Here is a 21980-nt window from a genome sequence, read left to right on the forward strand (position 1 = left end):
AGCCTTCCTTCACCCCTAGGCTTTACTCAATAACCATCAATCCAGGAACGTAACAGCCTTACACGGCGTCCTGTAATTCGCAGGCGAGATACAGATACCGGTGGTAGGATTGCTGGCATGAATGACCTGTCCGCCTCCGATATAAAGCGCCACATGATTGATATAATCGCCGCTGGCATAGAACAGCAGGTCTCCCGGCTTTGCCTCGCTGACGGAGATCGTCTTTCCCCTGGCCGCCTGGTCCCTGGAGCTTCTTCCTGTGCTGATGCCGAAATGAGAGAAGATGCTCTGGGTAAATCCGGAACAGTCAGCACCGCTTGTAAGGCTTGTCCCACCGTACACATAAGGATTGCCCAGGAACTGCTTTGCATAGGCCACCACCGCATTCCTGGTCGCAGATACCACTTCGGAGGACGAGGTCCCCGGTGAACCCGGTCCCTTGGACTGGGTGCTCTCTGTGGCTTTCTGGGTGGTAGGCGCGGCCACAGTGCTGTCATTGCCGTTCTCCGGATTAGCCGCTATGGTCTGGACCACCGGATCCGTTCCCTTTGTCTCCTCTTTCTTAGGTGCGGCAGTGGTAGGAGCTTCCGTGGTCTTCTGGGCTTTGGTGGTGGCTTCCGTGGTCTTCTTTTCAGCTTCCTTCTTCTTAGCCTCCTCCAGCGCCTTGATAGCTTTTTCCGCATCTTCCTTGCGCTTGGCTTCCTCCGCTGCTTTCGCCTTCTCCTCCTCCACGGACACGGCTTTGTTAAACTCCACACTGGTCTTCATGTATTCCTTAAACACATATCCCTCCAGATCCGAATCCACGGAAACCTTCAGGAAATCCCCCTCCTCCCCGGTGACCACATAGTGGGCCCCCTCTGAGAGAAGGGTCAGGGTCTTGCCTTCCAGGTTGGGCGTATCCCTTAGGCGCAGGCTGGGCGTGCCCACGATGGTACCGTAGGTGGTTCCCACCTCCTTGGCCTTGGCCTCCGCCTGCTGCCCGGTCACAAAATATTCTGCCTTTATGTAGCCGGTCACTGAGCCGGACTGTATCTTATACCATTTACCGCCTTCCCCATCCACGGTATCCAGGATGGTGGCAGCGGAATCATTAAAGATCTTGCCTGTAACACCGCTGGCGGTATTGGCTTCGGTCCGGATATTTACAGAACCGTTGACCTTGGAAACCGCCACATTGTCATAGGCTGATGATTTTGATGCCTTTGTTTCTTCGGGTGCCTGCGCCGCCTGGGCAGCCTGGCCTACTGAAGCGTCCGCTTCGGAGGAGTCCTGGCTGTCCCCGGCTGATGTACTCTTACTGTTTCCTCCGCCGCCCTGATTCTTTCCGGCCCTAGTCTCTATATCGGAATAGATGGATGCCAGCTGTTTCTCCGGCTCCGTATTACCTGCATAGAAGTTGTTCAGGGCCACGGATATGCCTGCCAGTGAGGAACCTGTCTCCAGATTGGTGGATGCCATAGCAGGAATTGCAAAGACACAGCTGCACGCACTGCTCACAGCCAGTATTTTCATCCAATTCTTCATCTGAACCGTATCCCCCCTAGTTTTCTATCAGATACCGCTCCACGCTTGTTACAGCATTGGCGCCGTCTGCTGCCGCTGTGATGATCTGACGCAGGGGTTTTGTCCTCACATCGCCTGCGGCGAAGATGCCCGGTGCAGATGTCACCCCGTCCTCGCCTGCCTTTATATATCCGTGGTCCATCTCCACAAGCCCTTCAAACGCCTTGCTCTCCGGTGAGATCCCCACTGCAATGAACACGCCCTGAACATCCAGATCGCGCTTTTCACCTGTCTTTACATTGGTTACGGACAAGCTCTTTACCATGCCGTCTCCGTTGATGCTGTCAGCCACACTGTCCCATACCATCTCCACATTCTCAAGGGATAAAAGACTTTCCTGGAGACTTTTAGCCGCCCTCAGTTCGTTCCTTCTGTGGATGACATAGACCTTGCTGCACATACGGGCCAGGAAAATGGCATCCTCCACAGCCACGTCTCCGCCGCCGACCACAGCCGTTACCTTATTGCGGAAAAATGCGCCGTCACAGGTTGCACAGTAAGAGACGCCTGCGCCTGCCAGCTCCTCCTCACCGGGAATGCCCAGCTTTCTGTGAACCGCTCCTGTTGCAAGGATCAGAGCCCTGGCCTCATAGGTCTCATGCTCGCATACCACCCGCTTGATATTCCCCTGGTCCTCGATCCTTACCACATCATCCTCCGCGAACTCCGCTCCCAGCTGGTCTGCATGCTCCCGGAACTTAAGCCCCAGATCATATCCGCCAATGCCCGGAAGTCCGGGATAATTATCCACCTCATAGGTTGTCAGAACCTGTCCTCCGCTGACCATCGCCTTCTCGATCACCAGTGTATTCAGCCTTGCCCTCTGGGCATAGACAGAAGCCGCAAGCCCTGCGGGGCCTGAACCAATAATAATCAAATCATATACCTGTGCCATATCCTTACCTTTTCCTTATCTATTATCATATTAACAAGTTATTTACTATTTTGACCAATTTGTAATTATTATAACACATATATTTCACATATTACAATTCAATTTCTTACAATTATCCATGGGATGTGATAAAATGTAGATACAGTGTATGACAGAAAGGATGTGTGTCTTATGCCACGTAAAACAGTACTGGTCACCGGGGCCTCCAGGGGCATCGGCAAGGCCATTGCAGTCAAGTTTGCCAAAAAGGGCTATAACGTAGCCATTAGCTGCGTCCACAGAGAGGACCGTCTTCTCCAGACCCAGAAGGAGATCGAGTCCTTCCAGGTGCCCTGCCTTGCATATAAGGGGGACATGGGCGACATGAAATGCTGCGAGGAGCTGTACGGGAAGATCAAAACCCAGTTTGGCGGTGTTGATGTGCTGGTGAATAATGCCGGTATTTCCTATATAGGGCTTTTGCAGGACATGACCTGTGAGGACTGGGAAAAGATGCTCTGCACCAATCTGACCTCGGTGTTTAACTGCTGTAAGCTGTCCATCCCCTATATGCTTCAGCAAAAGCAGGGAAAGATCATCAACATTTCCTCCGTATGGGGTGTGGTGGGAGCATCCTGCGAAACCGCCTATTCCGCTACGAAGGGCGGGATCAATGCCCTGACCAAAGCCCTGGCCAAGGAGCTGGCCCCCAGCAACATCCAGGTGAACGCAGTTGCCTGCGGCGCCATTGACACGGAGATGAACCAGTGGATGGAGGAGGACGACCTGATCGCCCTGGTGGAGGAGATTCCCTCCGGCCGTCTGGGCAAGGCCGAGGAGGTAGCGGACCTGGTTTACCATCTGGGATACAAGGAATCCTACCTGACCGGACAGGTGATTGGCCTGGACGGTGGATGGATCTGACAAAGTTACATTAAAATTCCATTTTCCTTACAAATACATTAACTGTATTGACCTTGGAGTTACTCCAGGGTGTAGAATCCAACTATCGAAAACAAAGATAATCAGTAGATTCTGCAAGGAGGGAATTTTATATGAAAAAGAAATATTTGGCCACCGCTGCACTGACACTTGCTTTGGCAGCGGGAAGCGCTATGACATCATTTGCCGCAGGTTTCGTAAGCACATCACAGGGTATGAAATATCAGTGGGGTTCCGGAGATTACTGTACCAACAACTGGGTTAATTACAAGAACCACTGGTTCTTCTTTGGCTCCGACCAGATCATGAGAACCGGCTGGATCCAGAAGGACGGTACCTGGTATTATGCGGCCGACACCGGCGAACTTCAGGGCGGGATTATGAAGATCAATGGAAATGTCTATTATTTTGACAACAACAGCCTGAAACTGGTGACCGGCACCCACAGCTACAACGGCGAGTCCCATGAATTCACTGAAAACGGAACCACAGACGGCGGTCCATACGTATACACGGAATGGAACAGCAACGGTACCATCAAACGCGGTACCAAGTTTGGGGCACGTTAACCAAACTGCCACATCACACACAAAAAATACCTCCACGGCTTATCTTACGCCCGGAGGTATTTTTGTCATATCCGATATAGCAAAAAACCCTCGAAAACATAATGTTTTCAAGGGTTCTGATAAGTCTATGATATAACCTCTTATTATCTCTTGGAGAACTGTGGCGCACGGCGTGCTGCCTTTAAGCCGTACTTCACGAAACCGAAGCTCGATTTTGCTTGATTTTACGCGTTTTTTCAAGCTTTTTGCTCTTCGTCCACCAGTTCTTAAACCCACGATTTTGTAGGCTTTTGTCGGATTTTAACCCTAATCTTTTTTTGATGTGTCGATTGCTCTGTTGATCACCCCATGTAATTGGGCAGGTTTATTATACTTTACTTTAGCGTAAATGTCCATAGTCACCTTGCTGTTTTCGTGTCCGGCAAGATACTGTACGGTTTTAGGATCAACCGAAGCATAAATCAGGTTCGTGATATAAGTGTGACGCAATTGATGCGGTGTCACTTGAAAATCCATCGTATATACCAACTTCGGATTGTTCGGCTGATGCTCACCAAGCTTCGGCTTTACCACATGCTTAATCTTCTGCCCATTCACATAGGTGTAATAGCAGCGTTCTTCCGTAGAACGAACTGCTATGTACTTCCACACCCTCACGAACTGAGATTCAGCCAGAGCGTTACCATTCCTGTCCGAGATCACATATTCCGATTTTGACTTTTCTTTTGCCTCTTTCAAACATTCCACCAACTTGCCCGGAATGGGAATGTCCCTTTTGGCTGCTGGCGTTTTTAATTCTGTTGAAATTACCGGACGATTATTTACAGAACGCCATGCTCGCCTTACCGATATATATGGGGTGGCACCATCCAGGAAAACACAATCCCATCGCAGTGCAAGAATTTCTTCCCGCCTCAACCCTGCGTACAACCCAATCATTACGAAAACATACGGTGGTAATCCCCTGATTGTATCCAGAAGAATTTTCACCTGCTCATCCGTCAATGCCTTCTTTTCCTGCTTTGGTGTTCCGCCTTTTGCAGAAAGCGACGCAGCCGGATTATAACTGATGATTTTGCTTTCTTCTGCTGAATAGAAAACACATTTGATCAGCATATTCATTTTGCTGTACAGGGAAGCTGATTGCTTGGAGATTGGCACCAGCAGCAAGCGAAGGTCATCAGTCGTCACTTCGTCCATATACATATCTCCAATAGCTCCAATAATGTATTTTCTTATCGTGCGCTCATATCCACTCAATGTGTTTTCTCGCACACTCGCCGAGCGCATCTTCAACCACTTTTCGCAATACTCAGCTACTGTCGGATTATTCTTCCGGAATATTTCATCCTCAATGCTGCGCTTCATCTCAATGGATTTATCGTACAGCTCTTCAGGAGTCTGTGCATATAGCGAAATCCATTTTCCATCCGCATCTTGCATTCGTGTTCTGTAATATTGAACACCCCTCTTCATAATTGTGCCATATTCTGGCACTACTTTTTTTCTTGCCATTATTGCTTCCTCCATTTTCTTGATACATCCAAATTGATCTTTGCTCTTTAATTATCCAGAATGCTGCTCCGGTTCTCAAGGATGTCGGCTATATGTAAAAAGAGCAGGGATTATCCCTACTCTTTTTGATCTCATTCATGAAACTGTCTGGCCTATTCTGCATCCCACAGTGTAAAGGTATCCTCTAATATGCCCGCCAGTTCATCCGGTCGGTTATACTTTACCTTTGCATAAATGTCCATCGTTATCTTGCTGTTCTCATGACCGGCAAGATACTGAACTGTTTTAGGATCAACCGATGCGTGAATAAGATTTGTAATATAAGTGTGCCGCAGCAAATGTGGTGTCACTTCAAAGTCTAAGCTATAAACCACCTTTCCATTATGCGCAGCTCTTTCGCCCAGCACCGGTTTCACCGTATGCTTCACTCGTTTTCCATTCTCATAACGGTAGTAGCTCCGTTCCTTTACGGTTCTGGTCACAATATACTGCCAGAGCCTCTTAAACTGCGTATATGAAAGCGGTTCGCCCTCGCTGTTCGCAACAACATAGGCGGATGTGGAAGTCTCCTTTGCTTCTCTCAGACATTTCATCAGGCAATCAGGAAGCGGTACATCTCGATGAGCAGCCTTTGTTTTCAGCTCAGACATTATTACTGGTCGATTGTGCTCTGTATGCCAAGCTCTGCACACCGTCAAATACGGTGCTGCTTCATCCAGAAAAACTGAATCCCACTGCAATGCAAGAATTTCTTCTCGCCGAAGCCCCGCATACAAGCCAAGCATCACAAATACATACGGTGGCAATCCTCTTATCGCATCCAGCAACCTCTCCACCTGATCATCCGTCAAAGGGGTTTTCTCTTTTTGAGGAACGCCTCCGTTCTTTCCAGACAAATAAATTGTAGGATTGTCCTGAATCACTTTGCTTTCTTTTGCTGCCGCAAAAATGCTCTTATAAAGGATATTAACCGATTTGTACACAGATGCTGATTTTTTTGATACAGGAACCAGTGCCAGACGAATATCATCTGCTGTAACATCTGCTATATTCATATGACCCAGCGGCTTTATAATATGCCGGTTTACCTTCGATGTGTAATCCGTCAACGTAGTGGCTCTTACCTGTGCGGATTGTAACAATAGCCACTTTTCGCAATACTCCTTTACTGTGGGGGATGATCTGCGAAATGTATTATCCTCAATCTGCTCTCTCGCTTCGAGCACCTTATCATATAATTCTTCACGGGTTCTGCCATACAACGCCACCCGCTTTCCATCAGCATCCTCAATTCGAGTCCGGTAATATTCCTTACCCGCCATGATGACGGTTCCGTACTGAGGAATCGCATATCTTTTTCTTGCCATCTTCGACACCTCCAAACTTTTAGCTGATATATTCATTATTGCGAATAACCTGCCAATACTCAACGATGTCGAATTTCGCTCCTGGCTGTTCTCTTCTTTCGGAAAGTCGGATTGTTATCCTTCGGCCTTGCACGGTGTGTAGACCTTGCAATATACTCCTGAAGTCCAACTTCAGTAAAATAAACACAGCCATTCTCAACATACTGAACGTAAGTGATCAGCCCTTCCATTCTTGCATGATCCAAGGTGTCCAGGCTAATTCCCAACATCTCAGCGGCTTCTTTACGCTTAATCAATTTATCCACCATCAAAATTCACTTCCTTTCGGCATTTGCCTTGTCTTTTTTTCTCTGCCTGTTCCGGAATATAATATCCAAGCTGCACTTTCACAGCTTCATCAATTCCGCGCATCTGTCCCTTACTTACCTTGCCGAGATACCGAATCACACAGGTCTTATCACATGTATCAAGCTGCTCCGCCAATACCATCGAAGATCTTGCCAGCCCTTTTGCCTTCCGAAGGAAATAATGTGTCGGCTGGCTTCTTTTCTTTTGAATCTTCGTTGTCAGAGGAGCAACCGTAATCGTCGGCGAATAAAAGTTGCCGACATCGTTCTGAAGAACCACTACCGGACGAACACCGCCCTGCTTTGATCCTATCGGAACACCAAGATTGGCAAGGTAAATATCTCCTCGCCGGTAAACCCAGTTTTCTTTCATCTGGTTGCCTCCAATCCCATAGTCATCTATGGATAAAAGCTGACAGAAAATAATACAAATGCTTTATTCTGACAGCCTTTCTTAAAATATGGTTTCTCTGTACTTTTTCTTGGCACCCCAGAGATCGGGGATTTCTCACAAGCGGCAGTGTGCTTCACTGCTCCATTGGAATTTAACCATCCCGCCTTCTTTATGGCCGGACCGCGAATTACGGAAGTATCATTGTCCCTGACAGGCTTTTACACCACCGTCGGTTGCAATCCGACATTTGCTGCTGCGATTTCGCTTCGCCCCTGTTGGGCATCATGGCGTGCAGTCGAAGGCTCGTTCTGTCAGTAATGTACTTGGAGAATGAGTATTCAATTTTCATAGTTCATCAGCCTTGTTGCCTTAGCTGTAAAGTAAGTATAAAAGAATGCGGTTTTACATAACACGCCGGAAACTGCGACTTTGCCCACCTAATTTTGCGAGTTCACATCAGTGCTTCCTGAAGCTGCGTAATGGCATCCTGCACTCTCTTTTTCAACGCATCCACATCCTGTCTCTTGCCAATGATCAGATAATCCAGCGTTACTCCAAAGAATTCCGAAAACAAAATCATGTCATTATAAGATGCCGATATTACTCCGCGCTCAATTTTGGAAATGCGTTTTGCATCAATATCAATCGCCTCAGCCAGGGCCTCCTGCGTATACCCTTTTGATTTGCGTAATTCCTGAATTCTTGCTCCACATACATGCTGATCGTAATACATACGTTTCTCCTTCCGCACAGCCGGTACAGAACCGGATCGACGGAAGGTCAAAAAAAGAGCCGCATGACGGTGAAGAAAAAATCCTGTGCCGATAAAACAGAACATGGGTATCCCATAATTCTGTCTCATGCGGCATTCGGAAGACTTCGCCTGTCAGCGGCTCCACAGCACAGCTATGACTTATAAAATTGTGTTAATAGGGTTATTTATTGTCATCTCAACCATTCAAAGACGAATAGTAGAGCTGCAATCTCCGTAATCTTCTCATCTCCAAAACATTGAAGACGGTCTCGCGTCCGCAGGCCTTGCATTTGGTCTGCACATGTCCTCTGGTATCCTCAAAGACGATGATTGAATTGTGTCGGCAATAAGGGCACCTGACAATCCTGGGCTTTTGCGAAGCAATCGCATCCTTTGCCCGGATGATTTTAATCTGCATTTCCGCAGATGGTTCCGATACTCTGATATTCCTGCTCATGGCCACACCTCCAATGGATCACGATATTCATAATCCTTTTTCCGGTTCAGATAGCCCAGTTGTTCCAAGCGGATAACAGCTGCCGATCTCGAAACGCCAAAGACACCACAGAAAGTATCTATCTTCACCTGGTTTTTGTCATAAAAACGCCATCCATAACATGTCAGAGGCTTTCTGCTGTTGATGAACCACATCGCCCGATCCACTTCTGACTGGGGCATCAGGATGGCAGCTCCCAGCGAATTGGCCTGCCACTCGTTCCAATCTTCCTGCGTTCTCAGAACGCGGGAACCTTTTTTCCTCACTTCCGGTCTCTTATGGCAGGCTATCTTTCGGTCATCGGCATCCAGCTGAAACAATATCTGGTGAGCGCACTCATGTGCCAGCGTAAACCTGCGTTTTCCGCAGAGTTTCCGTATATTCTCCGGTTCAATGAAGCTCTTGTCCAGAACCACATCATTGGTTTTCAGGAAGATGCTCCTCTGACTTCCATCGACTTCAATTTGATATTCTGTATCCACATACGCAGTCAGACCATAGATGCTTCCGTCCGAGGACAGCTTTTGAAATGACACCTTCAGGTTCAGATAATCGGATGCAAACTGGTCAATGGGTGTCGGAAGCGCGAATCTCGTCGGATCATCTGCTTCGCTGCCGAAAAAGGACTTTTGAAAATCTCTTATCACTGCAACAGCGATTTCTTCTATTTTTTTCTGTGAAAGGATCATAGGCACTGCTCCTTTGCCTCAACGAACCATTTTTCATCTTCGTTGTACAGGAAACTCTCATGCCCACCGATCATGACCGTATAACGGATTCCGCAGCCACCTACCTTCGTGGAAGCAGCCCGACACTTATGCTTCAATCGGTCGATCTCATACACCCGTCCGTCAATCCACCGAATCAGACGCGGACGGATATTTCCCTCTGCATCCACATCCAAATTCACAGGTACATATACTTTTCTACATTTCTGTTCCGACATATTCTACGCTCCTCCTCTGTAAATCGGCGAATGTGTTGACTTCTTTTAGCAAAGAACTCACCAGATTCTGCCGGTGCTGTATTAACCAATCATTCCTGCCGGCATAACCAAATCCACTTTTCGCTCTGTCGGCATCTTGCTTTTCTGAAAAAGTACCCCATTTTTAATCGCATCTTTCCCGAATCGGAATCGAATCTGCTCAATCGCTGCGTCCAGCCGTTCCTGGCGATCCAATGATTTCATATCGGTGAATAGGTCGTATTGTATCGGACAATCCTCTTCAAACAGGTTGATTGCCCGAACCGTCACTGAACGAATCGGATGCTCCCACTGATAATTCTTTGCAAACAGCGCAAATGCGGTTTTCGCCAGATAGGTGGGGCTTTGTGTCGGAATACTAATCCGGCACTGCCACTCTTTCGTGTAAAGCTCGTTGTTGCGGATGGAAATCGCTATTCCGCCTGCTTTCTTTTTATGTGTGCGCAGCTTGGTTCCGATCTCCTGCACCAGTTCCAGCATGACACACCAGACTTCGGCGTTATTTTCCAAATCCTGCATGGTCGTTATCCCGTGCCCAATGCTTTTTACCGGGGAGACATAATCGGAACGCATAACCGGTGAATCATCCAGCCCATTGGCATATTTCTTAATCGCCAGTCCATTCTTTCCAAGGCAGCACTTCAAGAAATCATCCGATGTTGCAGCAAGCTCTCCAATCGTATGAATCCCATAACCGGATAGAATCTTCTCGGTCGCTCTGCCGACTCCAAGCAAATCAGAGGCAGGAAGACACCAAATCTTCTCTCGGAACGAATCTTCTTCAATACAGGTAATCGCATCCGGCTTTTTCATATCCGACCCAAGCTTGGCAAAAATCTTGTTGAAGCTCACTCCTGCGGAAATCGTAAGTCCTAATTCAAACTTAACAGTTCTGCGAATCTCATCAGCTATTTCAAATCCGGTTCCCATGCAGCCGCTTCCGGTCACATCCAGCCAGCATTCGTCCATCCCATACGGCTCGATCTGGTCAGTGTATCGACCGTATATCTCACGAGCCAGCTTTGAAAACTTCATATATTGCTCATAGTGCGGCTCCACGATCACAAGATCCTGGCACTTCTGTTTTGCCTGCCAGATTGCCTCTCCCGTGGAAACGCTAAACGCCTTTGCTGCATAGTTCTTCGCAAGTACGATACCATGCCGTTCCTCCACAGAACCACACACTGCCACCGGCTTGTTCTTCAGTTCCGGGTTCAGCATACACTCAACAGAGGCATAGAAATTATTCATATCACAGTGAAGAATCACTCTCTGCATCCCGTATTCCTCCTCTCCGTTCGTGAAAGCACGAACAACTTTTCACGAACACATTGACACACAGCATTTCTTGTGATACTATAATTACACGAATTGTATTTCGTGTTTTCATCGTCATTATAGCAAGCACAGTTTTTCGTGTCAATAGGTTTTTATGAAAAAATGTTCGTGTTCGTTATCAAAAAAGAAAGAGGTATTCCTATGGTCTTCAAAGAAAGGTTGAAAGAAAAAAGAACAGAAGCCAATTTAACTCAGGTAGAACTTGCAGAGAAGGCCGGTGTAACCGCCCGCACAATTCAGAATTATGAGCTTGGCAGCCGCAAACCATCCAATATGGTTACGATCCAGAAGATCGCGGATGCGCTGAATACTACTACTGAGTACCTGCTGGGAAGCAGCGGCACCTATGTCGTAGAAGCTCATGAAAAAGGCGGTGCAAAAGCAGCGAAAGATATTGAAGAACTGGTCAGTGAAGTGACCGGTATGTTCGCTGGCGGCGAATTAAGCGAAGATGCCATCGAAGGAGCTTATAAAGCTCTGACCGATGCCTACTGGATTGCCAAAGAGAACAATAAAAAATACGCCCCGAAAACGAGGCGTAAAAAATCCGATCAGTGATATTTATCGTACACACTTTTCGCTATACTGTAAACTGGAGGTGGTATGATGAATGCGGAACAGCTTTCACGGGTCGGTGAGAAACTGGTAAAACGCTGCGGTTCCAGAGACCCTTTTGAAATTGCAAGGCAGCTTGGTATCAATGTCATGCTTTGCGAAAATTTTGGTTCCCTGAAAGGAATGTACCGGGTGATTAAGCGAAATCGCTTTATTTTCCTGAATAACAGTCTGGATGAAAATATGCTGCGCATCGTGTGCGCACATGAATTAGGGCATGACCAGCTTCACCGGAATATGGCGAAAACCACCCCGATTCATGAGTTCATGCTCTACGACATGAAATCCAAACCGGAATATGAAGCCAACATCGTAGCAGCGGAGATCCTAATGGACAGCGATGAAGTCCTTCGCTACATCTATGAATATGGATACACAGCCGAGCAGATTGCCCGTGCGATGTCCACCGACATCAATCTGGTTGCGCTGAAGGTAGCACACCTGGCCACACTTGGATATAATCTGCACGCACTGGAACATAAAAGCAACTTTTTGAAATAACGTATCTTCGAGGAGCCTTGACCAGCTCCTCTTTTTTGTTGCAAATTGTGCAGATGCCGTCTGCACAATTATCAGCCTAACATCTGCATGTGATAGAGCTTCACTTTTTCCTCGAACGGCAGTCTCGGATCAATGCCGACTTCTTCCCACATCACACCATACGGTGCGCCGCCATCTGTATATCCGGCGATAAAAGCAAAACGACCATCGCAGTCCTCATACAGTTCTGCCAGCCGTTCCCGTTCTTCCGCTTCCCGCTCCATTCTCCGCTGCCGAAGCCGCTGTTCTTCAGCCTGTTTAATCTGGTCAAGCTGCTCCTGTGTATAATTGACTCCAAGCTCCTGCAAATCTTTAGCGGCAGTCACAGCATCCACATGAAAGCGTTCCCGGTAATGCTTGTTCATCTTTTTCGGTGAGCCGGTATAGGTGAGCAGCCACTGCTTGCCTTTGCGGAGGCGTGCTTCCTTTCGCTCAGCCTTCGTCAGTTTCTTTTTCTTTGCCATTTGCGGAATCTCCCGGATTTTTTGCTGATGATTTTGGTTTACGCTTTTTCGGTGCTGTCAGCTCATAGCTCAAAGAAAGCAGGTCTTTGATGGCATCATCCAGCTCCGGTTTGCCGAGCTGAATACTGAGCCATTTTTCCTTGTTCATGTGATAGGCCGGAAAATAGCCATCCTGCCCACGAAGAGAGCCGATCAGCAGCGGATCACTTTTCACATTAAGGACATCAATGATGCCTGCCTCCGGCAATCCCAACTTATCAGCAGATACTTCCAGAACCACACCATACCATTTGTTATTGTCGTTGTGCCGCAGCACTGCATTCCAGTCATGCCAGGGGTATTCCGGCTCTGTGCCGTACTGCTGGCGTATCCATGTAAATAATTCTTGTCGTGTCATATCACATTGCAAGCGAAGTCAATCTATGTTGCACTTCCCACTGCATCCTCCATTTCCGCAGAATTCGCAGCCATGTGTATGCCCATGTCCATAATACCATCGTCCATAGCGATAACCATAGTGGGGAGGACAATGAGCACAATCTCCCGTGCATCTGCCTGTACTTTTAGGCTTAGGATTGCCAGCCAGAGCCATTCCCATCAGTAAGCAGCTGAACAGTCCTGGCTTCTTCGCTTGTGTCTCTTTAAGCGGAATTTCCTCGTCAGGCGCATCTGGATCAGCATACGGAATGCTACTACGCTTTGAAATCTTCCTGATCAGCGACTCGTCCACACCATAATCACACAACTCATTCAGCCCATTTTCTGTAAAAACCGCGTCTGTCGAGTTGACCAGCTGATAGATGGATTCCTCATCTGGCAGATTAGGAAGCAGTGTCAGAACATCCTCCTCTGTAAAGTGCGTCGGTTTGGATGTAATCTTATCAATCAGCTCATAGACCGGTTCCGGATCTGGAAGACAGCTCAGCAGCGTATCCAGCTGTTCCCCCGTATAAGCATCCACAGCTGTCTGAAGCAGCTTTTCCAGTGCTTTTTCATCTTCGATTTGCCCGCTATCTGCAATCTCCGCAACTTCCGCAGCTCGAAACCGGACTCCCGCTGCTAATGCTCTGCGAAGAATGCTGGTCGCTGTGCGCGTATCTACATACTGAATGCAGTCACATATTTCCTCAGATGGACTTTCATCCGGTCCGAAGTCCTTGATAGAGGCCAGACGGCTATACTGAGTACTTTCCTGCCATCCGTCATATCGCTCATAATATTCAGCCCAGGTCACTTAGCCGCACCTCCTCCACACTGCATCGCCATCAGAAATCATCCAGCGCAGCATCTATCTCTTCCAGCCGATCAATCCAGCCCAGGTCAGATTTCTTCTTGGTTGCCGGTCTTTTCTTATCACCGCCAATCACTTCAAACCGTTTCTCTTCTGTCCCGAACAAACCTTTTACCTGAATTCTGAAATCCGGCTTGTTGTTGGTCAGTCCCTGCATGAGCTGCACATTCTTGTATCTGGGCAGGAGAATTTGACAAATAACCTGAATATCTTGCTCCTTAACATAGGGAGTCGCCATAAGCTTTTTCGTTATGTAAGGCTTTATATCTGCAAGAACCTGTGACATAGAGGCTTTCTTTCGATTATCAGCCATAAGAATCTCCTTTCCCAGATATTTCAAGTTAAAGATATCGAAATCTCACCACCAAATGTACTGATTGAAAATCTGTCATCTGAAACAATAGTTTCCTTTTCAACATGATATTCAAAGGGAAACAGATATACCGAATCATTCAATTCTTGAAAAGAGTAGTATCCACTGTCATCAATATTCATCACTGCATATGCCATAAATGCACTGACTTGTTCATTATTTACTGCCATCCTGTTGATGTGATACTTTCCCGGTTTTTCACAGCGCAGCACATCGAATTCCTTTAGTGTTGAAATCAATTTATCAATCGAATGATATAAGGTTGTTCTTTCTCCCCACTCATCAAATAGCTTTTGTTTCAACTGGGCAAGCGTTATTTCATCCTGAAATTCCGACATTTTCCCAATCAGTTTGCACATATCAAGAAACACCGGATATGCCGCCAACATCATGCACCAGTTGATACTCACCGCATATTCCGGATACCTTTCTATCAGCTGTACTGCCTCGCTTTTTAAGCAGGAACTGTATGGATTGTCATAAACCCAGATATTCATCAAAATCTCTCTGGTCTTACGGAGAACCGTTGGGCTATCAATCTCATAGCTCAAATACTCATTGAGCTTATCTTTAATCTCCGATTCCGCTGTTCCGTCCGCCACTAAGTCAACCGTATATTTCAGCCAAGGTAATTTCAGTTTTCTTGACAAACCAACCATTTTAGCCATGATAATCCTCCGTCCTCGCGATTATGAACGGAACCACCACTTCGTCAAGCGAAATCCCGCCATGCGTCATTACATTTTCACCTTTGATATCCAAAGAATCCCCCACATTGCAGATTAGATAGTCATAATCTTTGGGCAAATAGTATTTCGGATATTCCAGAAGGCCATATCGTTCTATCAAACTGTCTTTATTAGCAAAATCCTTCAATACCACCATTTTGTGGCTTCTTGTTTCGACTTCAACGCCAGAGCCGGTCAATCGTCCCAGTCCTGTACAAGGTGTGTTTCCATGATCTGCTGTAATATAGACATCAAAACCATCCTGCAACAATCTTTTTGTCAGCTCAGCAAGCTTATTCTGTTTCATCAGCACCGTATCATCATTCAACATTCCAATACGTCCCTGATATTGGGCATGAACCAATTCGTCAATATCAAGAATGATGACCGCCCCACACTTTACAAACGCCGAAAAGCTCGCATCATACCCTCGTTCGTAGCCTATCTGATTGTCCTTATACCCATATTTTCTCGCACATTCATAAAATTCATTCTTCTCTTTACTTTGCTTCCACGGTTCAGCCAGCTGACTGGGATATTTTCCACTCAGTAGGCATTGGCGAGAAATAGATGTCGTAGATGGAATCATGGCAAAGGCAGCACTTTGGCGATAACAAATTCCTGCAAACGATCTTTTCAATATCGTCCAGTCAAATTCTGACATACCATCCATTACGATAATTGCAGCCTTTTCACTATGGTCATGGATATAATCCATTACACTGCTTACCATGACCGGTGATTCCGGGTTAATTTCCGAAGACAGCTTTCCAAAATTTTTCATTGCATAGGCGCAAAACGCCCGATTCAATTCTGAAGTATCAATGTCAACATTGTGTTCTACTGCGGTTACATCAATCGTTGCTTTTTTCTCCGCAAGCTCAAACCAAGCCCTATAATCTTCAACACTTTTCGCTTGGTTCAGCGCACATTCGTATAAATCTCTCAAATATAGCTCAACATTTTTCTGAGCATACATTTTGAGGCGAAGAAACATTTCCGTCTGTTTCCGTTCATGGTATTTCTCAAAGTCAGTCTGATATGCCAGCGTAAGTAGTTCCAAATCCAGATTTTTGCTTTCTCGCAGAACTGCGCTATTCAACTTTGGAAATAATGTCTCGAACGAAATTTCTTCCTCCCGGCATTTTTTCCGAATATCATATGGCACATAAACACCCGGCTGCACCAGAATCACAAGCTTTTCCTCTCCATTTAGAAGGCTTGTATTATTAACCCGGAAGTTCAAATCATCAGTATACACAACAGTCCTGAAGCCATGTGCCTGAAACACCGCACTATAATGCGCTTTTTCTTCCAGATGATCTGCATCAACGAGCATCATTTTTTTCGTATACTGTGCAGCTGTTTTTTCAAACACATAGTCTCCAATCATCTGTTACGCCTCCAATCTTGCCATCATGATTAACCTAAAATCCGGATATACCTGTGAGCCTTTCCTGTGCTGTGCTTCAATGTTGGCCTTTTCTTTTTGCAGCTTTTGCAGGCGGCTTCTGCGGATATTTTCAATTCCAATATGTTCTGCGGCCTCTTGCCTCAGCTCCAAAGCATACATATATTTTTTGAAACTTTCCTCATTCTGCTGCATCTGCTTTTCTTTTAATTCGACAAATGTGTCATAGGCAAAATCCATACAGCTTTTTTCAAGCTTAGAATAAATTTCCGCATCCACATTCGGCACAGACGAAACCCTGAGCTTGCTGCTTCCATCGAGGAAAACATCCATAATACGTTTTCCTGCCATCGGCCGCAATACCATTGCACTGTTGACGAATATCGGCAAAATCCGCTTTCCGCTCTCTTTTTCAGAGATAGACAGCTCCCAAAGCATAAAATAGCCTTCCTCATTGGGGAAGTTATCAATCTGGATGGACATAAGCGGTGCCGTCCGATCCTGCACCAACTCCGTCTTCAAATGCTGTGTGATTTCTTCATCTGCAATGCTGATGCGGTCAATCAAACGCGGGTCATGCCCCTGCCAGCACTCATAATATGTCAGCATTGTGCGGAGCGCACTGTCTACATCGAAATTCGACTCCGTTCCGACAAGTTTTGTCAAGTCTTTCTCTTCTCGAATCACATCTTTATATTTCTGCGCATTCGTAAGCTGCTGCTTCATCTCTGCCTCAACTGGGTACAGATTCTTCTCTACCTGTGAAGCATGACCAATAGAGCGCATATACACATCAGTGAAGTCACATTCTGCCACTTCGCTGTCCAGAACATCCGAATACTTATCAACGCCCATCTCTTTCAGAATAACGGACAGTTTTTCTTCCAGCACTTCACGAACACGGTTTTCTACTGTTTCCCCCACAATGAAGTTATAAATATGTACATCTCTCTGCTGACCAATACGATCAACACGACCACACCGCTGCTCGATTTTCATTGGGTTCCACGGAAGGTCATAGTTGATGATAATATTGGCAAACTGCAAGTTCAGACCTTCGCCACCGGCATCTGTCGAAATAAAAATACTGGTACTGGCCTTAAACTCCTGCATGGCAGCATTTCGCTCGTCAATGCTCATGCCACCGTTTAGGATCGTTACCGTATATCCTCTATTCACAAGCAGCTCCTGCAAATAAGTCTGCGTAGCAACAAATTCTGTAAAAATAATGACCTTCTGTGTACGATCCTCACTCAGAATAGCATCAATCTCATTCAACAGCGGCTCTACTTTTGCATCCTGATTCTGGAACTGTGCTTGTTTTGCAAGAGAGATGATCTGCTTCAGCTCCTCGATTTCCAACTCCATATCCAGAGAAATCGCTTCAAGAGCATCCTCAACACCATCCTCGATGTTCAGTTCGTCCAAGTCCTCTTCCCTTAAATTACCAACGCAGGTGCGCTGCTCCAGAAGAACATTTAATCTGCGCTCCAGGCTCTGTCGAATAGCCGCCGTACTGCTCGTCACCATGCGCTGCATGATAATCAACAGGAAGATCAGGCACATATTTTTCTTGCGATTGCGCAGTGCTTTGTTATAGGTCTTTGCGACATAGGAGCTGACCATCTCATACAGTTCCCGCTGCAAATTATTGCGTTCGTCCCATGAAATCGTCACAAGATGCGTGATACGGTTCTTGAACAGCAGATTACCATTATTGTCAATGGCCTCGCGCTTTTCCGTGCGGATCAGGAATGGAGCAACCTGTTCTCGGACAATAGATTTGGCATTCGGGAAAGCATCCGCATCCAGCAAACGAATCAGCCGCAAAAACGGCTCAGTTTTGCCATTATGCGGTGTTGCTGACAACAGCAGCAGATATGGGCTTGCCTGTGCCAACAGATTGCCCAGCTTGTAGCGAGCCACTTCGCCGGAGGAACCAGCCACACGATGCGCCTCATCTATGATGATCAAATCCCATCCACTGTTGATGATGGAATAGATTCGTTCCTCATTGTACTTTTCAACCTTTTCCTCGCTCCAACCGGCGTGTTTTTCAATCGGCTTGATAGAATCCATCGGGGAAATCACCTGATCGAACTGACCATACACATCATCATTATCCGTCAGGCGGCGAATCGTATCATAATCGGAAGGTAAAATCACTTGAAATTTCTCATGGAACTTTTCCTGCATCTCGCTTGCCCACTGGGTCACCAGACCAGTCGGGCAGACAACGAGAATCCTACTGACAAGACCACGGCTCTTCAATTCTCGGATGATCATACCAGCTTCAATCGTCTTACCAAGACCAACTTCATCCGCCAGAATATAGCGAATGTTGTTGGTCTCCATTGCGCGGTTCAACACATGGAGCTGGTGCGGCAACGGAATAATCCCGCTGGCAAGAGAAGAAAGGAAACCACCGGCAGTTTCGTTTTTGATTTTAGAGAGCAGCGTAACATAGCGCAGATAATTTTCATCGTACTGCATAGTACTGCCCGATGAGCTAAGCTGTTCCTCATTTGCCTTATACACCCGACCGGTTGCCGGATTAAAGACCTTATAAGAAGTATAGCCCCATGCTTCAATCTTCTCCAAAACCTGCACATTTGCTTTTTCTATTGTGTCAAAAACGAAATCCCCGACAGCTATCATTTCTCTTTCTTCCATTCCTTAATTTGATTTCGGCCTGTAAACATTTCATCGTAGTGCCACTTTCCGGTCACAAGCCAGTATTCATAAGTACTCAGCCATGTACAGACCCATGGCACAAACGAATCTGCAATATACATTTGCTGATTCCATTCTTTATATTTGGGGTAATAAACGCACAGTTGGTAATTTCCGCTATCATCCTTGCCGTACTTATGATGTGGATATTTTCCCTCATATTTTTGTAATGGTGGCGAAATCAGCCATGCCTTTGGTGCTCCATCACTCAATTTATAAGTAATTTTGATTCTATACACTTGAGACTCGGAGGACGGCTGTATATCTAAAATACATACAAGCATGGAATCCTCAATATAGTTTGCTACCAGTAGCCTATCGTACAAATACTGCATCTGTATTTGCTGATTCACCAACGAAATAGGCTTAGGTTTCAAATATTTACGCGCCAAAGTGATGTGCTGGTGGAACTGAAACTGTGCCATATTTTGATATATTTCCTGTCGATGTGTCTACTTTCAAGGTTCCCGCTGCAATAGCTGATCTCACTGTCTCTGCTTCACTGTTAAAAACAGCTTTTCCGGTCTCGCTACCAAAGCATTCTTTTAGATGATTTCCCATTTCAATTCGGTTATATTGCAAAAGGCTTCCATCGACCAGGTCTTTCCTCGCAGCATATAACCATTGTAAAAATGCAGTAGCACGTTCCGGATGCGTATTCCACTTGTCAGCAAAGTTTTCACCTTTATAACTTGGGTTTTCTATGTAAAATTGCTGATCTTTGCGGTTATCCATAATCCAAGAAGGAGCTTTAGAAAGGATATTGAAAAGAGCATCGTAAATATTATCCTCTTCTTCATACAGCCTTCCCGCTATTGTTGTGATTATAATTGATATGGGCTTATTACCGCTATTGTCATCTGCAAACTTAATGTCTCGATGCCGTTTAAGAATCTGTACAACGCGTTGTAATGGTGTTTTTACCTTTCTACGCTTTACATCTTCGACATCAGCTTGCGCAACAACTGTACGATGATCCTTGATATATTGTTCATATAATCTGTTACGTTGCTTTGCACAAGCATCGAAAAACCATTTCACATAGCCTGCCGGATTGCTTCCTAAATAATCATAAGTGTCATCGTCTTCATTATGATCAGTTATACGGATTACACTCCCATAAGTATGAGCTGGAATAACATCCATATGGAAGTTTGGAACATCATCGTATTCAACATGCCAGCATCTCTTTTTTTCTTCAATTTCTCTACTCGTCTTTTTATAACGAACAAGCAGTGGTTTAACCACATCAACCTTAAGTTCCTTTGCCGTCAAGCCATATTGACTCTTGAATTGACAGACAATATCCAAATCGTAATCATCTGCATTTGTAATTGGACGAACCACAGTTCCAAGGGCAAACGAACCTTGCGGATAAATACTAATTTCATAATCAGGAGTCTCCTGATCTATCCATTTTCCAAGATCTTTATAGGTCTTTTCTGCTGCCTCAAACATTTCATCGCTAATATCAATGTTCTGAGCTGTCGATTTAAGCAGGCTATTATACGCTTCTTTGGTATACATCATTTACCCTCCAATCGTTATCGTTTCTTCAAAACTATTTTTCTGTGAAAGCTGATCATAGATTTTAACTGGCAAATCCACCTTGGGCATGATATCCATACCCGCACGAACTGCAAGCGATGCAGGCATAGCTGGAAATAAGCAGATTTCCTTTGCCTTAGGATTATCATTCTTTATTCTTTCCATTGCCAGCCGAAAAGTACGGACAAAACTATCTTGAATCTGAGGATTCTTGACAAACACGCGATTTGGCTCCGGAATAGTCAGATGATAGATGGTACATTTTTCGCCCAATGTATTTTCAATTCTTTGATCAATAATTTCAGCACTCAAATCAATAACCAATGCCACCGCAGTTTCAGAATCAGCCTTTGACTGATGGATTTGAAAATCCACTGTTGACTGATCATCTGGCCATGCCCATTTATCTCCCTCGCGATGGCACTGGAAGACACAAACATTTAGCTGGTCACAAAGTAAATAGCCCAATTTGAAAAGAAGTGGTTGCGGAGCAAGCGCAAATAATGCAACAACATCTTCCTTCTTTACAATGCTACCAAAATACTGTTTGACTTGGCCTTCCAGTTCAGCTGCTTGAAATTGCATAATATCCTTTGATGGTATGTATTTTGTGACCAATCCATTATGCAATTCTATTGGGTCATCCTGTTTTGGATAAAGACCACATTTTACAGTGGCTCTCCTAAGTACAGATGCTGCATTAAACACATCTACATTATCTATATTTGAGAAGAATGTCACCATCTTACAAGAATCAGCATCTTGAATCTCCGTTAATCTCCGAATCCGGTCTTCATGAGCCTTCTTCTGTACAATCAAAAAATCCGACAGGTAGTTTTCAGGCTTAGTATCTATTAAATGGTGATGCTCGGCACAAAGAAGCATTAAATTGTCTATGTTATTTATTTCATCTTGCGTCATATCATCAGCATGCCTTGGTCCTGTTTTACCAACTGCGTGAATGTGGGCATTTTCGGCAAAATTAGCATCATCGCCATAATGTGAATCCAAATACAACAGTTTGTTACAAATTTCGCATCTGCCTGCTGCCATTCCCCACAAGCGCAGTTTTACTGCTTCGCGAATTGGTGTTCTCTTGATTTCAGATGATTCATTCTTCCCCATAGGCA

The 21980-nt window shown here is 45.7% G+C and carries 24 protein-coding genes; 4 read left to right on the forward strand and 20 right to left on the reverse strand.

Annotated elements, in window-relative coordinates:
* Positions 1-36: 36 nt before the first annotated feature.
* Entirely contained in the window at positions 37-1527 is a 1491-nt protein-coding gene (locus CLFS41_RS03910) for an SH3 domain-containing C40 family peptidase (protein ID WP_045091523.1), read from the reverse strand.
* 16 nt (positions 1528-1543) lie between these two features.
* Entirely contained in the window at positions 1544-2461 is a 918-nt protein-coding gene (gene trxB, locus CLFS41_RS03915) for a thioredoxin-disulfide reductase (protein ID WP_007869215.1), read from the reverse strand.
* Between the two features lie 171 nt (positions 2462-2632).
* Here trxB and CLFS41_RS03920 point away from each other — a divergent pair, with 171 nt between their 5' ends.
* Positions 2633-3364, forward strand: a complete 732-nt coding sequence (locus CLFS41_RS03920) for an SDR family oxidoreductase (protein ID WP_007869219.1) — start codon at positions 2633-2635, stop codon at positions 3362-3364.
* Positions 3365-3495: 131 nt separating this feature from the next.
* Positions 3496-3951, forward strand: coding sequence for a hypothetical protein (locus tag CLFS41_RS03925; protein ID WP_007869222.1), 456 nt, complete (start codon positions 3496-3498; stop codon positions 3949-3951).
* Positions 3952-4257: 306 nt separating this feature from the next.
* Here the strand turns inward: CLFS41_RS03925 and CLFS41_RS03930 are convergent, their stop codons facing one another.
* The 8 genes from CLFS41_RS03930 to CLFS41_RS03970 all read right to left on the reverse strand — a co-directional run bounded on the left by CLFS41_RS03930 (position 4258) and on the right by CLFS41_RS03970 (position 11087).
* Positions 4258-5466 (reverse strand): site-specific integrase, encoded by a 1209-nt coding sequence (locus tag CLFS41_RS03930; RefSeq protein WP_045091524.1) that lies wholly within the window; start codon positions 5464-5466, stop codon positions 4258-4260.
* A gap of 152 nt (positions 5467-5618) precedes the next feature.
* The gene (locus CLFS41_RS03935; protein WP_045091525.1) at positions 5619-6833 is read right to left on the reverse strand and encodes a site-specific integrase; all 1215 of its coding nucleotides are present in this window, start codon (positions 6831-6833) and stop codon (positions 5619-5621) included.
* Positions 6834-6892: 59 nt separating this feature from the next.
* Positions 6893-7138: a hypothetical protein gene (locus CLFS41_RS03940; protein ID WP_041709464.1), complete on the reverse strand. Its 246-nt coding sequence runs from the start codon at positions 7136-7138 to the stop codon at positions 6893-6895.
* Positions 7131-7553 (reverse strand): type II toxin-antitoxin system PemK/MazF family toxin, encoded by a 423-nt coding sequence (locus CLFS41_RS03945; RefSeq protein WP_013274262.1) that lies wholly within the window; start codon positions 7551-7553, stop codon positions 7131-7133. The genes CLFS41_RS03940 and CLFS41_RS03945 overlap by 8 nt, the downstream gene beginning before the upstream one ends.
* Positions 7554-8025: 472 nt before the next feature.
* Positions 8026-8307, reverse strand: coding sequence for a helix-turn-helix transcriptional regulator (locus CLFS41_RS03950; RefSeq protein WP_013274263.1), 282 nt, complete (start codon positions 8305-8307; stop codon positions 8026-8028).
* Between the two features lie 474 nt (positions 8308-8781).
* Positions 8782-9513, reverse strand: a complete 732-nt coding sequence (locus CLFS41_RS03960) for an ImmA/IrrE family metallo-endopeptidase (protein ID WP_045091526.1) — start codon at positions 9511-9513, stop codon at positions 8782-8784.
* Positions 9510-9770, reverse strand: coding sequence for a hypothetical protein (locus tag CLFS41_RS03965; RefSeq protein WP_002576370.1), 261 nt, complete (start codon positions 9768-9770; stop codon positions 9510-9512). The genes CLFS41_RS03960 and CLFS41_RS03965 overlap by 4 nt, the downstream gene beginning before the upstream one ends.
* Before the next feature lie 81 nt (positions 9771-9851).
* Complete coding sequence (locus CLFS41_RS03970) at positions 9852-11087, reverse strand: DNA polymerase IV (RefSeq protein ID WP_045091527.1); 1236 nt, start codon at positions 11085-11087, stop codon at positions 9852-9854.
* A 201-nt stretch (positions 11088-11288) separates the two neighbouring features.
* Here CLFS41_RS03970 and CLFS41_RS03975 point away from each other — a divergent pair, with 201 nt between their 5' ends.
* Together CLFS41_RS03975 and CLFS41_RS03980 are read left to right on the forward strand one after the other, a co-directional pair.
* Positions 11289-11705 (forward strand): helix-turn-helix transcriptional regulator, encoded by a 417-nt coding sequence (locus CLFS41_RS03975; protein WP_002576372.1) that lies wholly within the window; start codon positions 11289-11291, stop codon positions 11703-11705.
* A gap of 48 nt (positions 11706-11753) precedes the next feature.
* Positions 11754-12263 carry an ImmA/IrrE family metallo-endopeptidase gene (locus CLFS41_RS03980; RefSeq protein WP_045091529.1) on the forward strand — a complete coding sequence of 170 codons (510 nt, stop codon included), beginning with the start codon at positions 11754-11756 and terminating at the stop codon, positions 12261-12263.
* 71 nt (positions 12264-12334) lie between these two features.
* Here CLFS41_RS03980 and CLFS41_RS03985 read toward each other — a convergent pair whose 3' ends face one another.
* The 10 genes from CLFS41_RS03985 to CLFS41_RS04030 are packed head-to-tail and all read right to left on the reverse strand — an operon-like array spanning position 12335 to position 21975.
* Positions 12335-12766, reverse strand: coding sequence for a hypothetical protein (locus tag CLFS41_RS03985; protein WP_045091530.1), 432 nt, complete (start codon positions 12764-12766; stop codon positions 12335-12337).
* Positions 12735-13163: an MmcQ/YjbR family DNA-binding protein gene (locus tag CLFS41_RS03990; RefSeq protein WP_045091531.1), complete on the reverse strand. Its 429-nt coding sequence runs from the start codon at positions 13161-13163 to the stop codon at positions 12735-12737. Before CLFS41_RS03990 ends, CLFS41_RS03985 begins: the two co-directional genes overlap by 32 nt.
* Before the next feature lie 18 nt (positions 13164-13181).
* Positions 13182-14000 (reverse strand): hypothetical protein, encoded by an 819-nt coding sequence (locus tag CLFS41_RS03995; protein WP_045091532.1) that lies wholly within the window; start codon positions 13998-14000, stop codon positions 13182-13184.
* Positions 14001-14031: 31 nt separating this feature from the next.
* A complete protein-coding gene (locus CLFS41_RS04000; RefSeq protein WP_045091533.1) occupies positions 14032-14370 on the reverse strand; it encodes a hypothetical protein in 339 nt (112 codons plus the stop codon).
* Between the two features lie 23 nt (positions 14371-14393).
* Positions 14394-15098 (reverse strand): hypothetical protein, encoded by a 705-nt coding sequence (locus tag CLFS41_RS28895; protein WP_052665611.1) that lies wholly within the window; start codon positions 15096-15098, stop codon positions 14394-14396.
* Positions 15091-16551: a PglZ domain-containing protein gene (locus tag CLFS41_RS04010; protein ID WP_045091534.1), complete on the reverse strand. Its 1461-nt coding sequence runs from the start codon at positions 16549-16551 to the stop codon at positions 15091-15093. Before CLFS41_RS04010 ends, CLFS41_RS28895 begins: the two co-directional genes overlap by 8 nt.
* 3 nt (positions 16552-16554) lie before the next feature.
* Positions 16555-19227, reverse strand: coding sequence for a helicase-related protein (locus CLFS41_RS04015; protein ID WP_045091535.1), 2673 nt, complete (start codon positions 19225-19227; stop codon positions 16555-16557).
* Positions 19224-19727, reverse strand: coding sequence for a hypothetical protein (locus tag CLFS41_RS04020; RefSeq protein ID WP_052665613.1), 504 nt, complete (start codon positions 19725-19727; stop codon positions 19224-19226). Before CLFS41_RS04020 ends, CLFS41_RS04015 begins: the two co-directional genes overlap by 4 nt.
* The gene (locus CLFS41_RS28900) at positions 19684-20832 is read right to left on the reverse strand and encodes a nucleotidyltransferase (RefSeq protein WP_052665614.1); all 1149 of its coding nucleotides are present in this window, start codon (positions 20830-20832) and stop codon (positions 19684-19686) included. Before CLFS41_RS28900 ends, CLFS41_RS04020 begins: the two co-directional genes overlap by 44 nt.
* Positions 20833-21975: an SAVED domain-containing protein gene (locus CLFS41_RS04030; RefSeq protein ID WP_045091536.1), complete on the reverse strand. Its 1143-nt coding sequence runs from the start codon at positions 21973-21975 to the stop codon at positions 20833-20835.
* Between the last annotated feature and the right edge of the window lie 5 nt (positions 21976-21980).

Source organism: Clostridium sp. FS41 (assembly GCF_000954015.1).
Taxonomy (GTDB): Bacteria; Bacillota; Clostridia; order Lachnospirales; family Lachnospiraceae; genus Enterocloster; species Enterocloster citroniae.

What these genes read in the sequence shown, in the direction of transcription:
- CLFS41_RS03910 (WP_045091523.1), bottom strand. Translation starts at nt 1,527, where the DNA reads ATGAAGAATTGGATGAAAATACTGGCTGTGAGCAGTGCGTGCAGCTGT.
- trxB (WP_007869215.1), bottom strand. Translation starts at nt 2,461, where the DNA reads ATGGCACAGGTATATGATTTGATTATTATTGGTTCAGGCCCCGCAGGG.
- CLFS41_RS03920 (WP_007869219.1), top strand. Translation starts at nt 2,633, where the DNA reads ATGCCACGTAAAACAGTACTGGTCACCGGGGCCTCCAGGGGCATCGGC.
- CLFS41_RS03925 (WP_007869222.1), top strand. Translation starts at nt 3,496, where the DNA reads ATGAAAAAGAAATATTTGGCCACCGCTGCACTGACACTTGCTTTGGCA.
- CLFS41_RS03930 (WP_045091524.1), bottom strand. Translation starts at nt 5,466, where the DNA reads ATGGCAAGAAAAAAAGTAGTGCCAGAATATGGCACAATTATGAAGAGG.
- CLFS41_RS03935 (WP_045091525.1), bottom strand. Translation starts at nt 6,833, where the DNA reads ATGGCAAGAAAAAGATATGCGATTCCTCAGTACGGAACCGTCATCATG.
- CLFS41_RS03945 (WP_013274262.1), bottom strand. Translation starts at nt 7,553, where the DNA reads ATGAAAGAAAACTGGGTTTACCGGCGAGGAGATATTTACCTTGCCAAT.
- CLFS41_RS03950 (WP_013274263.1), bottom strand. Translation starts at nt 8,307, where the DNA reads ATGTATTACGATCAGCATGTATGTGGAGCAAGAATTCAGGAATTACGC.
- CLFS41_RS03960 (WP_045091526.1), bottom strand. Translation starts at nt 9,513, where the DNA reads ATGATCCTTTCACAGAAAAAAATAGAAGAAATCGCTGTTGCAGTGATA.
- CLFS41_RS03965 (WP_002576370.1), bottom strand. Translation starts at nt 9,770, where the DNA reads ATGTCGGAACAGAAATGTAGAAAAGTATATGTACCTGTGAATTTGGAT.
- CLFS41_RS03970 (WP_045091527.1), bottom strand. Translation starts at nt 11,087, where the DNA reads ATGCAGAGAGTGATTCTTCACTGTGATATGAATAATTTCTATGCCTCT.
- CLFS41_RS03975 (WP_002576372.1), top strand. Translation starts at nt 11,289, where the DNA reads ATGGTCTTCAAAGAAAGGTTGAAAGAAAAAAGAACAGAAGCCAATTTA.
- CLFS41_RS03980 (WP_045091529.1), top strand. Translation starts at nt 11,754, where the DNA reads ATGAATGCGGAACAGCTTTCACGGGTCGGTGAGAAACTGGTAAAACGC.
- CLFS41_RS03985 (WP_045091530.1), bottom strand. Translation starts at nt 12,766, where the DNA reads ATGGCAAAGAAAAAGAAACTGACGAAGGCTGAGCGAAAGGAAGCACGC.
- CLFS41_RS03990 (WP_045091531.1), bottom strand. Translation starts at nt 13,163, where the DNA reads ATGACACGACAAGAATTATTTACATGGATACGCCAGCAGTACGGCACA.
- CLFS41_RS04000 (WP_045091533.1), bottom strand. Translation starts at nt 14,370, where the DNA reads ATGGCTGATAATCGAAAGAAAGCCTCTATGTCACAGGTTCTTGCAGAT.
- CLFS41_RS28895 (WP_052665611.1), bottom strand. Translation starts at nt 15,098, where the DNA reads ATGGCTAAAATGGTTGGTTTGTCAAGAAAACTGAAATTACCTTGGCTG.
- CLFS41_RS04010 (WP_045091534.1), bottom strand. Translation starts at nt 16,551, where the DNA reads ATGATTGGAGACTATGTGTTTGAAAAAACAGCTGCACAGTATACGAAA.
- CLFS41_RS04015 (WP_045091535.1), bottom strand. Translation starts at nt 19,227, where the DNA reads ATGATAGCTGTCGGGGATTTCGTTTTTGACACAATAGAAAAAGCAAAT.
- CLFS41_RS04020 (WP_052665613.1), bottom strand. Translation starts at nt 19,727, where the DNA reads ATGGCACAGTTTCAGTTCCACCAGCACATCACTTTGGCGCGTAAATAT.
- CLFS41_RS28900 (WP_052665614.1), bottom strand. Translation starts at nt 20,832, where the DNA reads ATGATGTATACCAAAGAAGCGTATAATAGCCTGCTTAAATCGACAGCT.
- CLFS41_RS04030 (WP_045091536.1), bottom strand. Translation starts at nt 21,975, where the DNA reads ATGGGGAAGAATGAATCATCTGAAATCAAGAGAACACCAATTCGCGAA.